12 protein-coding genes and 1 pseudogene are annotated in these 12,343 nt (G+C 68.0%); 4 read left to right on the top strand and 9 right to left on the bottom strand.

The features are described 5' to 3' along the window. Positions 1-65: 65 nt before the first annotated feature. The 6 genes from IED13_RS01670 to argE all read right to left on the bottom strand — a co-directional run bounded on the left by IED13_RS01670 (position 66) and on the right by argE (position 6,757). Complete coding sequence (locus tag IED13_RS01670; RefSeq protein WP_191123303.1) at positions 66-1,520, bottom strand: NAD-dependent succinate-semialdehyde dehydrogenase; 1,455 nt, start codon at positions 1,518-1,520, stop codon at positions 66-68. A 20-nt stretch (positions 1,521-1,540) separates the two neighbouring features. Then, positions 1,541-2,584: a tartrate dehydrogenase gene (locus tag IED13_RS01665; RefSeq protein ID WP_191123163.1), complete on the bottom strand. Its 1,044-nt coding sequence runs from the start codon at positions 2,582-2,584 to the stop codon at positions 1,541-1,543. A 12-nt stretch (positions 2,585-2,596) separates the two neighbouring features. Beyond that, the gene (locus IED13_RS01660; RefSeq protein WP_191123162.1) at positions 2,597-4,060 is read right to left on the bottom strand and encodes an aldehyde dehydrogenase family protein; all 1,464 of its coding nucleotides are present in this window, start codon (positions 4,058-4,060) and stop codon (positions 2,597-2,599) included. A 222-nt stretch (positions 4,061-4,282) separates the two neighbouring features. Next, a complete protein-coding gene (locus tag IED13_RS01655) occupies positions 4,283-4,639 on the bottom strand; it encodes a cupin domain-containing protein (protein WP_113252203.1) in 357 nt (118 codons plus the stop codon). A gap of 37 nt (positions 4,640-4,676) precedes the next feature. After that, positions 4,677-5,600 carry a 2-hydroxyacid dehydrogenase gene (locus IED13_RS01650; RefSeq protein WP_113252204.1) on the bottom strand — a complete coding sequence of 308 codons (924 nt, stop codon included), beginning with the start codon at positions 5,598-5,600 and terminating at the stop codon, positions 4,677-4,679. Between the two features lie 23 nt (positions 5,601-5,623). Next, on the bottom strand, positions 5,624-6,757 hold the full coding sequence (argE, locus tag IED13_RS01645; RefSeq protein WP_191123161.1) for an acetylornithine deacetylase: 1,134 nt from the start codon (positions 6,755-6,757) through the stop codon (positions 5,624-5,626). 202 nt (positions 6,758-6,959) lie between these two features. Between argE and IED13_RS01640 the strand changes: the two genes are divergently transcribed. The 4 genes from IED13_RS01640 to IED13_RS01625 all read left to right on the top strand — a co-directional run bounded on the left by IED13_RS01640 (position 6,960) and on the right by IED13_RS01625 (position 10,783). Next, a complete protein-coding gene (locus tag IED13_RS01640; protein ID WP_191123160.1) occupies positions 6,960-7,844 on the top strand; it encodes a GNAT family N-acetyltransferase in 885 nt (294 codons plus the stop codon). Positions 7,845-7,913: 69 nt separating this feature from the next. Then, a complete protein-coding gene (locus IED13_RS01635) occupies positions 7,914-8,306 on the top strand; it encodes a hypothetical protein (protein ID WP_191123159.1) in 393 nt (130 codons plus the stop codon). Positions 8,307-8,633: 327 nt separating this feature from the next. After that, entirely contained in the window at positions 8,634-9,146 is a 513-nt protein-coding gene (locus IED13_RS01630; protein ID WP_191123158.1) for a YcnI family copper-binding membrane protein, read from the top strand. A gap of 47 nt (positions 9,147-9,193) precedes the next feature. Beyond that, positions 9,194-10,783: a copper resistance CopC/CopD family protein gene (locus tag IED13_RS01625; protein WP_191123157.1), complete on the top strand. Its 1,590-nt coding sequence runs from the start codon at positions 9,194-9,196 to the stop codon at positions 10,781-10,783. Between the two features lie 149 nt (positions 10,784-10,932). Here IED13_RS01625 and IED13_RS29315 read toward each other — a convergent pair. From IED13_RS29315 to IED13_RS01615, 3 genes and pseudogenes are all read right to left on the bottom strand, one after another. After that, a pseudogene (locus IED13_RS29315) lies at positions 10,933-11,028 on the bottom strand (SDR family NAD(P)-dependent oxidoreductase); the annotation flags it as partial. Positions 11,029-11,092: 64 nt separating this feature from the next. Beyond that, positions 11,093-11,389 (bottom strand): YciI family protein, encoded by a 297-nt coding sequence (locus IED13_RS01620; RefSeq protein ID WP_038361656.1) that lies wholly within the window; start codon positions 11,387-11,389, stop codon positions 11,093-11,095. A gap of 165 nt (positions 11,390-11,554) precedes the next feature. Then, on the bottom strand, positions 11,555-12,343 hold the full coding sequence (locus IED13_RS01615) for an IclR family transcriptional regulator (protein ID WP_038361658.1): 789 nt from the start codon (positions 12,341-12,343) through the stop codon (positions 11,555-11,557).

The raw sequence follows: 12,343 nt of genomic DNA, 5'->3' as shown, positions 1-12,343 counted from the left end.
TCAACGTTGCGAAGCTGACCTGGTTGAATTGGGCGTGGAATTGCTGTGGCTTGCCTTGCTGCCCGTCAAAGCCCGCCGATATGGAAGGCCTTGACCTCGAGATATTCTTCAATGCCGAGCTGCGAGCCCTCGCGGCCGAGGCCCGACTGCTTGACGCCGCCGAAGGGGGCGACCTCCATCGAAATCGCGCCGGTGTTGAGGCCGACCATGCCGAACTCCAGCGCCTCGCCGACGCGCCATGAGCGCCGGATGTCCTGCGTGAAGAAATAGGCGGCGAGCCCGAACGGCGTGCCGTTGGCGATAGCGAGCGCCTCCTCCTCGCTGCGGAAGCGGAAGAGCGGCGCGACCGGCCCGAAGGTCTCCTCGCTCGCCAGCAGCATCTCGGTCGTCGCTTCGCCCAGCACGGTCGGCGTGGCGTATTGCTTGCCATTGGGCATGTCGGCGGCGCTGGCGAGGCGCCTGGCGCCCTTCGACAGCGCGTCCTCGACATGGCGCTCGATCTTCTCCAGCGCGGCGGCGTTGATCATCGGGCCGATATCGATGCCCGCCTGGGTGCCGGGGCCGACCTTCATCGCATTGACGCGGGCCGACAGCTTCTCGGCGAAGCGGTCGTAGATGCCGTCCTGAACCAGGATGCGGTTGGCGCAGACGCAGGTCTGGCCGCCATTGCGGAACTTGGAGGCCAGAACGCCGTCGATGGCGATGTCGAGATCGGCGTCGTCGAAGACGATGAAGGGGGCGTTCCCGCCCAGTTCGAGGCTGAGCCGCTTGATGCTGTCGGAGGCCTGCTTCATCAGCAGCGCGCCGACGCGCGTCGAGCCGGTGAAGGAGATCTTGCGGACCGCAAGATTGCCTGTCAGCTCGGCGCCGATCTCGGTCGGCATGCCGGTGACGATGTTGATCACGCCGGCCGGAATGCCGGCCCGCTCGGCCAGCACGCCGAGCGCCAGCGCCGAATAGGGCGTCAGCTCCGAGGGCTTGATCACCACGGTGCAGCCGGCGGCGAGAGCCGGCGCGACCTTGCGGGTGATCATCGCGTTCGGGAAGTTCCAGGGCGTGACGATGCCGCAGACGCCGACCGGCTGCTTCAGCACCAGGATGCGGCGGTCGGCGGTCGGTGCGGGAATCGTCGAGCCGTAGATCCGGCGGGCTTCTTCCGCGAACCATTTCACGAAGGAGGCGCCGTAGCGGATCTCGCCGCGCGATTCGGCCAGCGGCTTGCCCTGCTCGGAGGTGAGGATCAGCGCCAGATCCTCGATATGCTCGAGCATCAGCGCATGCCAGGCTTCCAACAGCGCGGCGCGCTCGGCCGGGGTTTTGGCCCGCCAGCTTTCGAAGGCCGCCGCGGCGGCATCGATGGCGGCGCGAGTCTCAGGTTGGCCGGCATCCGGAACCGTGCCGAGCACGGCTTGCGTAGCGGGGTCGACGACGTCGAGCGTGCGGCCCGAAGCCGCGCCGTTCCACTGGCCGCCGACAAGGCAGGCTTCCCGCACGAGGCCGGGATCGCGAAGGCCTTCGATGGTCATGTCGTGCTCTCCTGTCAGCCCAGCGCCGCGAGGACGGCGCTGGTGATCTCGTTCGTCTTGTGCTCGCCCGGCTTCGTGCCGATGCCGCGAGCGGTGGCGGCTTCGATGGCGCTGATCACGGCTGCGGCCGCAGCCGGCTCGCCGAGATGCTCCAGCATCATCGCGCCCGACCAGATCGCCGCGATCGGGTTGGCGATGCCGAGATGGGCGATGTCCGGCGCGGAGCCGTGCACCGGCTCGAACATCGAGGGCGCATTGCGCTCCGGATTGATGTTGGCCGAGGCCGCATAGCCGAGCCCGCCCTGAATGGCGGCTCCGAGATCGGTCAGGATGTCGCCGAAGAGATTGGAGGCGACGACCACGTCGAGGCTCTCGGGCGCCATCACCATCCGCGCCGCCATGGCGTCGATATGGTAGTTCGCGACCTCGACATCGGGGTATTCGGCCGCGACCAGGGCGGTGATCTCGTCCCAGAACACCATCGAGTATTTCTGCGCGTTCGACTTGGTCACGGAGGCGAGCTTGCCGCGGCGCTTGCGCGCCTGTTCGAAGCCGAAGCGCAGGATGCGCTCGACGCCCTTGCGGGTGAAGATCGCGGTCTCGACCGCGACCTCGTCGGCGGTGCCGTTATGGACCCGCCCGCCGGCGCCGGAATACTCGCCCTCGGTGTTCTCGCGGATGCAGAGGATGTCGAAGGCGCTCGCCCGCAACGGCCCCTCGACGCCCGGCAGCAGCCGGTGCGGCCTGATATTGGCGTATTGCACGAAGGCCTTGCGGATCGGCAGCAGCAGCCCGTGCAGCGACACCGAATCCGGCACGCGTTTCGGCCAGCCGACAGCGCCGAGCAGGATCGCGTCGTAGCCGCGCAGCGTCTCGATGCCGTCGGCCGGCATCATCAGGCCGGTCTTCTCGTAGAAGTCGCAGGACCAGGGGAAGCTCGTGCCTTCCAGCGAAAAGCCGGCGCCGCGTGCCGCCTTGCCGAGCACCTCCCAGGTCGCCTCGGTCACGGCGGTGCCGATGCCGTCGCCCGGGATCAGGGCGATCTTGTATGATTTCACGGGATGGTCTCCTCAGACGGCAATCAGGACGCTCTTGGATTTCCGGTTCGCGCAATAGGCTTCCCGGCCGAGATCCTTGCCGAGGCCGGACTGCTTGTAGCCGCCGGTCGGCAGGATGTGGTCGCGCGAGCGGCCATAGCGGTTGACCCAGACGGTGCCGGCCTGCAGCCGGCTGCTCAGCCGCAGGCCGCGCGACAGGTCGCGGGTGTAGAGCCCGGCGCAGAGTCCGTAGGTCGGATGGTCGGCGAGCGCCATCGCCTCCTCCTCGTCGCGGAAGGTCTGCACCGTCAGCACCGGGCCGAAGATCTCTTCGGTGATGGCCGGCGAATTCGCCTCGAGCCCTTCGAGCAGGGTCGGCGCGTAGAAATAGCCCTCGCGGTCGAGGCGCGAGCCGCCGGTCCTGCACCGGGCGCCGCGCGCGACGGCGGCATCGACGATGCCGGCCATGCGGCCGATCTGGCGCTCGGAGATGATCGGCGAATAGGCGCTGGCCTCGTCCCAGGTCGGGCCGGGCTTGATCTCACTCATCTGCTTGAGGATCAGCCCGACGACCTCCTCGGCCACGCTCTCCTCGACGACGAGGCGCGAGCCCGCGACGCAGGCCTGCCCGCCATTGGCGAGGATGCCGCGCGCCACGGCGCCGGCGGCGAGCGCGATATCGGCATCGGCGAAGACCACCTGCGGGCTCTTGCCGCCGAGCTCCAGCGTCATCGGCTTGATGCCGGTGCGGGCGATGTTCTCCATGATCGCGGCACCCGCGCCGGTCGAGCCGGTGAAGCTGACCTTGGCGATGCCGGGATGGCCGGTGATGGCGGCGCCGGTCGTGCGCCCGTCGCCGAGCACGATGTTGATCAGCCCGGCCGGCATCCCCGCGCGGACCGACAGCTCCGCCAGATAGAGCGTCGCGAAGGGCGTCATCTCGGAGGGCTTCAGCACCACGGCATTGCCGGCGGCGAGCGCGGGGCCGAGCTTCCAGGCGGCCATCGAGATCGGGAAGTTCCATGGCGTGATCGCGCCGACCACGCCATAGGGCTCGGTTGCGATCAGGCCGACGCTGTCGGCGGCGGTCGGCACGAGGTCGCCGCCTTCCTTGTCGGCGAATTCGGCAAAGAAGCGGATCTGCTCGACGGTGATCGGGATGTCGAACTTCAAGAGCTCGGCGATCGGGCGGGTCGAGGCCACGGCCTCCATCCGGGCGAGCGTCACCGCTTCGGCCTCGATCAGATCGGCCCAGCGGTGAAGCGCGTTGACGCGTTCGCGCGGGCGCACAATGCCCCAGCCGCTCGTCTTCAGCGCGCGCTTGGCGGCCTCGACCGCGCGGTCGACCAGATCGGCCTCCGCAACGGGGCAATCGGCGAAGGCCACGCCGTCCGAGGGGCGGTGCAGCGCGATCCCGCCCGTCGCGGGCACACGCTCGCCGCCGATGAAATGGGCGCGCGGCAGGTCGATGGTGGCGGGGTCGAAGCTCAGCGACACGAGGGCGGTCTCCGAAAACGGGGCAGCGGCGAAGCCTAGCGCCCCTGCGCCCGCAGGTGACGCTGGGACGCCGCCCCGGCGCGACGGGAAATCCCGTTTGCGCGGACCGGGACGGCGGATTCTTCGGCGGCTGGAGCAGCGGGCCCAACAGACGGCCCGAAGAGACGGGCCCATGAGATGGATCGCCGCTTCGTGCCGCTCGGGACGTGCGGCGATCCGGAGTCAGCCGACGACGACGTAGATCTTCCGGACGGTCTCGATCGTCTTCCAGACGCCGACATAGCCCGGCTTCATCACGAAGCTGTCGCCGGCCTTGAAGAGGCGCGGCTCCTTGCCTTCCTCCGTCAGCTCCACCACGCCTTCGAGGATGTAGCAATATTCGAAGGTCTCGCCCTTGATCGAGCGGTTCGTGCCGGGCGTGGCCTCCCAGACACCGGTGTTCACCGTGCCGTCGCGCGACGCGTCCTGCGCCCAGGTCGTGTAGTCGGGGTCGCCCGCGAGCAGGCGATCCGGCGGACATTTGGAGCGCTTGGTGGGCTCGCTGGTGGGGGCAAGGTCGAGCTTGACGAGGAGCGACATGGGTCTGCCTTTTGCTGGGTGGGGAAAGGGAAACGGGTCAGTAGCCGCGGCTGCGGTCGACGAGGCCGAGCGGCGGCAGGCCGGAGCGGTGGCGGCGAATGTTCTCGATCACCGCCTTGGCCGCGGGCTCGGGCTCGACCTTGCTGGCGATATGCGGCGTCAGAAGCACCTTGGGGTGGTTCCAGAACCGATGTCCGGCCGGCAGCGGTTCGGGCTCGGTGACGTCGAGCACGGCGCCCGAGAGCCGGCCGCTGTCGAGCGCGTCGAGCAGGGCCTCATGGTCGAGATGCTGGCCGCGTCCGACATGGACGAGCCCGGCGCCTGCCGGGAGCTTCGCGAACAGCTTGGCATCGAGGATGCCGGTCGTCTGCGGCGTCAGCGGCAGCAGGCAGATCAGAATGTCGGTCTCGGCCAGCATGGCGGAGAGACCGTCCTCGCCATGGAAGCACCGCAGGCCGTCGATCGATCGCGGCGAGCGGCTCCAGCCCGAGATCGGGAAGCCGAAGGGCTTGAGGCGTTCGATCACGGCCGTGCCCATCATGCCGAGGCCGAGCACGCCGACGCGGCGCGCCGTTGCCGGGGTGAGTTCATGCGGCTGCCAGAGCGCCTGCTTTTGCTGGGCGAGATAGAGCGGCCATTGCCGATGCAGGGCGAGCACGCCGAGCGTGACGTATTCCTGCATCATCTTGGTGATGCCTTCCTCGACCATTCGCACCACCAGGACATGGGGCGCCAGCCCTTCCGTCTTCATCTGGTCGATGCCGGCCCCAATGGAGAAGAGAACCTCCAGATTGGTGAAGCGGGCGAGATCGTCGGGCGCGGTCCAGGTGATGAGATAGCGGATTTCGGCCGGATCATAGGCTTCGTTGCTGCGGATGAAGCGGATCTCCGGCAGCGCCTCGGCGAAGCGCGCGGCGAACACCTGCGCACGCTCCTCGGTTGAGTTGAACAGGAAGGTCAAGGCAGTCTCCGGGGAAAGAGATGTCAGCGGCCGGGCCGTGTGAATGCGGTGCAAAGCCGTTCGAGCAGCCGCGCGCAATCGGCGAGCTCGCCGCGCGTGATGTATTCGTCGGGCCTGTGGGCCCGGGCGATGTCGCCGGGGCCGCAGATGATCGCGTCGATGCCTGCCGCCTGATAGAGCCCGGCTTCCGTGCCGTAGCTGACGGCCGGGAGAGGCTCGGTGCCGGTCACCTCCGCCAGCATCCTGGCGATCGGCGCCTGCGCCGCGAGCGACAGTGCCGGATAGCTGGCGATCTCTTGCCAGTCGGTGGCGAATCCACGCGCCTCGAGGCCGGCGAGAGCCGCCCGCACCGGTTCGAGCAATGCCGCAGGCGAGACGCCGGCGATGGCGCGCGCCTCGATCTCGATCCGGCAGCGATCCGGGATGATGTTGAGCGCCTCGCCACCGCGAACCGTGCCGATCTGCAAGGTGGAGTAGGGCGGCTCGAACACCGCGTCGAGAGGCCCCGCCTGCAGAGCGGAGGCGGTCTTTTCGGCCGCCGCGATCACGGCGCCCATCGCATGGATGGCGTTGAGGCCGAGCTCGGGGCGTGAGGAATGGCCGGAGCGGCCGTGAATCTCGACGCGTGCCGCCGCCTTGCCCTTATGGGCGAGGATCGGCCTCATCCCGCTCGGCTCGCCGATGACCGCAGCCTCCGGCAGCGCGCAGAGCGAAGGCAGCCGCGCGATGAGATGCGGCACGCCGCGGCAGCCCGCCTCCTCGTCATAGGAAAAGGCGATATGGACCGGCCGTGCCAGCTTCATGCCGGCGAGCGCAGGCACGATCGCGAGCGCGGCGGCGAGGAAGCCCTTCATGTCGCTGGTGCCGCGGCCGAACAGCTTGTCGCCCTCGGCCCGCAGCAGGAACGGGTCGGAACTCCATTGCGGTTCCTCCGCCGGCACGACGTCCATATGGCCGGAAAGAATAAGTCCCGGCACGTCGCGCGGGCCGATCGTGGCGAAGAGATTGGCCCGGTCGCCCTCCGGGCCCGGCAGGATCTGCGCCGTGACGCCGAAACGGGCGAGATAGTCCGCGATCCAGCCGGCGATGGCCGCGTTGGGGCGCCCGACGATCGAGGGAAAGCGGATCAGCTCCGTCAGGATGTCTTCCGGCGTCACGCGCTGCTCCGGAGTGGTTATGGTTCCGGCAGGGTAGGGCGGTCGGCGCGGCGGTCGCGTCTGTTCTGCGCTGCGGGGCGGTCATCTATGCCGAATCGCGGGCAAAGAACGGTGCTTCCTGTGGCGCGATTGCGTTAGAAACGATCGGTGCTCGACCGTCGTGCCCGAGGGCCCGGTCGTGCAAGTGCCGGAGGCTGCGATTTTGGAGACGATCGCCCAACTGCATCTCGATGCCTTCAAGATCACCCTGCGGGACATCGGGGAGATCGACGTCGCGCAGCTTCACGCGCTTTCGGTCGCCGTCGGCTGGCCGCATCGCGATAGCGACTGGCGCGTGCTGCTCGATCTCGGGCAGGGCATCGCGGCGGTCGATGAGATCGGGCGCGTGGTCGGGACGGTGATGTGGCAGCGCTACGGCGCCGGCTTCACCATGGTCGGCATGCTGATCACCTCGCCACGCCTGCAGGAGCACGGCGCCGGCCGCTGGCTGATGGAACGGGCGCATGAGCTGAACCCGGGTTCGGCCTTCGGCCTCACCGCCACGCATGCGGCCCGGCGGCTCTACCGTTCCATGGGCTACGGCCATGAGCAGAAGATCCTGCAATGCCAGGGGCAGGCCGTCGGCAGCCCGCCTCCTGTCCGGGTCGAAGGAACGGTTCGCGCCATGCGGGCCGAAGACCGTGAAAGCCTGTTGAGCCTCGACCGGGCGGCGACGGGGTGCGACCGGTCCGCCGTGTTCCGGCGCATCCTGCCGGTCTCGAAGGGGCAGGTGCTCGTCCGCAACGACGAGGTCGTCGCCTTCGCGCTCTGTCGCCGCTTCGGGCGCGAGCGCGTCATCGGCCCGGTGATCGCCTCTGTCCAGGAGGACGCGATCGCCGTCTGCCAGCCCTTCGTCGAACACCATGCCGGCAGCTTCCTGAGGGTCGACACGCCTGCCAGCCACACGGCCTTCGTCGATTTTATCGTCGCCAGCGGCATGCAGATTTACGACAGCGTCACCTCGATGGGGTTGGGCCGGGCGCCCTATGCCCCGCTCGATCCGCACGGGCCGCGCCGCATGGCGCTCGCGAGCCAGGCGCTCGGCTGATGCGGTGCGACCGCAAGGCCGTTTGACGCCATGCGCGACGGTGCTATCGAGGGGGCGGAGGTCGATGCCTTGAACCGACGCAATGGATCACGGGTCAGAAGCTGGGTCGCGCTGTTCGCGGCCTATCTGCTCGTGCTCCAGGCACTGCTCGCCGGTTTTGCGGCCGGCGCCTATGCCAATGCGCTCTCGCTCGATCGTACCCTTGTCCTGACCCATTGCTTGCCGAGCGGGGACGCTCCGGCCGGTGGCGATCACGACAAGTCGCAAGCCCATGCCGGCATGAGCTGTTGCACGGCCGGCTGCCCGATGCTCGCCGGGGCCGATCCGGTCCAGCCCGCATTCGCGCTCCTCACGCAGCGGCCGGCCGATCAGGTCGCCTTCATCCGCAGGCTCGACCGGCCCGTCGGTTTCCTCGCTGATCATTCGCCCGGCAATCCGCGCGCTCCTCCCGTCCGCGCCTGAGCCGCCGTCCGGCGCTCTCCCGCGTCCGCGACGGCTGATGTCAACCTGCCGCCGGACGTCGTGACGCGCCTTCCGCCCGACCCGACGCCGTGACGGCGCGGATTCGGGCGTCATCCCATCCCACCCTCTGCTTCGCCTCGCGGGCTGCTTCGCGACCGGCGCGCACGCTTTGGCGCGACACGTCGCCGGGCGGGCTGCGGCCCGGCCGAAGGGTTGGCGCGATGCTGCCCCCGAATCTCCGTCGCTTCCGATTTTTCCGATCCGGCAAGCCGCGTGCCTGCCGCAACCCGGCCGCCAGGGCGGCCTCAACCATCAAGGATACATGTCATGAAATATCTTCTCGCCGTCGCGGGCCTGCTCGCCGCCGGGCCGGCGCTCGCTCATATCACGCTGGAAAACCAATCCGCCCCGGTCGGCTCGACCTACAAGGCGGTGCTGCGCGTTCCGCATGGCTGCAAGGGTGCGGCGACCACGAAGGTTCGCGTCCAGATCCCGGAAGGCGTCATCGCGGTGAAGCCGATGCCGAAAGCCGGCTGGACGCTGGAAACGGTCAAGGGCAGCTATGCGAAGCCCTATGACTACTACGGCACGCCGACCTCGGAGGGCGTCAAGGAAGTGGTCTGGAGCGGCGGCAAGCTACCTGACGAATTCTATGACGAATTCGTCCTGCGCGGCTATCTCGCCAAGGATCTGAAGGCCGATGCCACGCTCTACGTGCCGGTCGTCCAGGAATGCGAGGGCGGGGCCGTCGAGCGCTGGATCGAGATCCCCGAAGCCGGCAAGTCGGCGGACGACTACAAATTCCCGGCTCCCGGCGTGAAGCTCATCCCCGGCAAATAATGATAGCGGCGGCGGAGCGCCCGGCGCTCCGCCGCAAGGATAAGCCCATGATGACCCGGCTCCTGCGATCCCTGCTGCCGATCCTCGTCCTGCTGGCCTGCGCCGGAGCGCCGGGTCGGGCGCTGGCGCATGCGGCCTTGAACAACGCGACGCCGCCCGACGGCAGCGTGCTGGCGGCGGCTCCGAAGCAGATCGAGCTCGTCTTCAGCGAGCCCGTCTCGCCGCTGGCGCTGCGGCTGATCGGCCCGGACGGCACCGCCCGCAACCTCGGGCGCTTCGTTCTGAAGGACAGGACGGTCATGATCGAGGCGCCTGCCGCGCTTCCGGGCGGCACCCATGTGCTGAGCTGGCGCGTGGTGTCGGAGGACGGGCATCCGGTCGGAGGATCGGTGGTGTTCTCGATCGGCGCCCCGAGCGGCGCCGCGCCGGATCTCGGCGAGCAGGCTGATTCCGGCGTTCGCACGCTGGTCTGGCTCAGCCGCTTCGGGCTCTATCTCGGCCTGTTCCTGGGGTGTGGTGCGGCTGCGAGCCGGGCCTGGATCGGGCCGCTTGCCGGCGGGGCCCGCCGCTTCGCTGCCGCCATGATGGGGCTCGGCCTGGTCTGCCTGCCCATCGCGCTCGGCGCGCAGGGGCTCGACGCGCTCGGTGCGTCGATCGCGGCTGTCTTCCAGCCGGCGGTCTGGCGGGCGGCCGCGGCCACCAGCTATCTCTGGACAATCCTCATCGCGGCCATGGCCTTGGCGTGCGCCCTCATCGGCTTGTCGCAGCCCGGCGTCCGCGCCGCCGTCACCGGCCTTTTATCTGTCCTGTTGGTCGGGCTTGCTCTCGCAAGCAGCGGCCATGCCAGCGCGGCCCAGCCGCAATGGCTCATGCGCCCCGCCGTCTTCCTGCACGCGAGCGCGATCGCGCTTTGGGTCGGAGCGCTGCTGCCGCTCGCCTTGGCTCTGCGCGGTGAGAACGGCAGGAGCGTGCTGCGCCGGTTTTCCGGCCGCATCGCCTGGATCGTCGCGGCCTTGCTGCTCAGCGGGCTGGTTCTCGCCTGCGTGCAGGTCGAGAGGCCGGCGGCGCTTCTCGCGACGGCCTATGGGCGCGTCCTTCTCGCCAAGCTCGCCCTGGCCGCGATCGCCTTCGCCTTGGCGGGTTTCAATCGCTGGTCGCTGACGCGGCGCGTGGAGGCCGGCGACATCCCGGCGGGGCGCGCCATGGGGCGTGTCATCGCCGTCGAGCTCGCGGTGCTGGTCGCTGTCCTCGGTATCGTGGCGCTCTGGCGCTTCACGCCGCCGCCGCGCGCCATGGCGATGGTGCAGGCGCAGCCGGCCTCGGTCCATATCCACACCTTGCCGGCGATGGCGGACGTCACGGTCACGCCCGGCCGGGCGGGCCCGGTCACCGTCACGGTCGTGCTGATGGACGGTGAGTTCGGGCCCCTCCCGGCCAGGGAACTCACCCTCAGCTTCAGCAACCCCGCGGCCGGCATCGAGCCGATCGAACGACCCGCCCGTCTCGGCCCGGACGGCATCTGGCGGACCGAGGCCTTCAGCCTGCCGGTGCCGGGACGCTGGCACGTCGAACTGGAGATCCTGATCTCCGATTTCGAGATGCGCCGGATCGGGGACGCCATCGTCCTGCGGCCGTGAACTCGCCGTCCCAGCGCCTGTGCAGCGCTGCTGTGGGAAATGCGAAGTTTGTCGGTGCGCGCCTTTGTAAGATTTTGATATCGTTGATTTTAATTTTCGACATTCCAGAGGGTCTGTCGGCATTTGAGGCTATAGTCCGTCGGCATTTTCTCGCTGGCCAATGCGTTCAGCCGATCCGTCGCTCGGGCAACAAGGACGAGATCGTGGCCACGGGCGGCTAGACGGCGTGCGTGCACAGTGCCGATGCCGGGTTATCAGGGCGACAGCCATGGTGACGTAGCTTTTACGTTGCAGTCGTTCGCCGGAGCGTCAGCCGCGCGAACGCATCTGCATCATCGAATAATGCTCGTAATGGCCGACCCCGGCCTTTACGATCGGATCCTCAGCGGTCAGCGCGGCGATGTCGGCGTCATCCTCGATCTCCCACAACGCGACGCCATAAGGGCCGGCGGGATCGACGACGGGGCCGTGCGCCACGATCTGACGGGTTTCGCGCAGCTTAGTTTGCCAGTCGCCATGCTGCTTAAACAGCGCCTTCTCGTCATCGGTTATGGTCTGGAGGAAATCTGCACGAGGCGGAATCCACTTGGTCAGATAGGCTTTCATAGGGGCACTCCTTGGTGATCGGAAAGGGCGAGCCGCTCAAGCACTCGGGGCGTTTCTGCCAGATCGTTTTTGTGGGCGGGGATGACAGCGGCGATGGGCGTGCTCAGGATCCTGCTTAGCGGGCGCCAGCTGCGCAATCCCACATGCTCCGGTACGTTCGACATTTCATAACGGTGGCAGCACCGGTTGATCCGGATAACCTTTATGGCCAAGGCGTGCGCTTATGCGATTGGCGCCATCCTTGAGTAGATCCGCAAGCTCGCTCGCGCGGGAGTGATATCGCAGCGTCACAACGCCAAGGTTGAGCGCCGCTATCACCTTGCCCTCTCTTCCCCAAATGGGTGCGGCAAGTCCCGTCGAACCGGTGACGTGCTCTTCGTCGCTAACCGCGATGCCTTCCGCACGGATCGTCTCGAACATTCCCCGGATCGCGTCTGGGTCGGTAACCGTCTTGGGTGTCCTTGGGATGAGGTTCGCCCGCGCAAAATATCCGTCGGTGAGAGCCGGATCCCAGTGAGCCAGCAGGACCCGGCCAGTGGCCGAGCAGTACGAGTCGGAGAGGCCGTCAAGCTCGATGTCGTAGCGTACAGCCTGACGGCTGACGCATTTGGCTATGCGCCGGCAATCGCCTCTCGCGGTTAAGACCGCCAGCATCACGGTCTCGCCCGTCTCGTCACGAAGCTGTTCCATGATCGGGTGCGCCGCCGAAAGAAGGCGGGCTTCGAGCGCGCGCGAGGCGGATTGATGGCGACTGGCATGGACAAGCACGTATCGCTCGGTCGCGTCCTGAATGGCGTAGCCGCGTGAGACCAGGGTCTGCGCCAGGGCATGAGCGCTGCTCTTCGGGAATCCCAGAGCCGCGACGATCTCCTTGAGCTTCACGGGTTCGGAGCAGCCTGCAAGATATTCCAGCAGGTCCAATACGCGCGCCGCAGACTTGACCTCGGTGTTCAT

The sequence above is a fragment of the Allobosea spartocytisi genome (genome assembly GCF_014764685.1).
GTDB lineage: Bacteria > Pseudomonadota > Alphaproteobacteria > Rhizobiales > Beijerinckiaceae > Allobosea > Allobosea spartocytisi.
The sequence above is the reverse complement of the archived record's forward strand: the minus strand, read 5'-3'. Positions and strand labels throughout refer to the sequence as shown.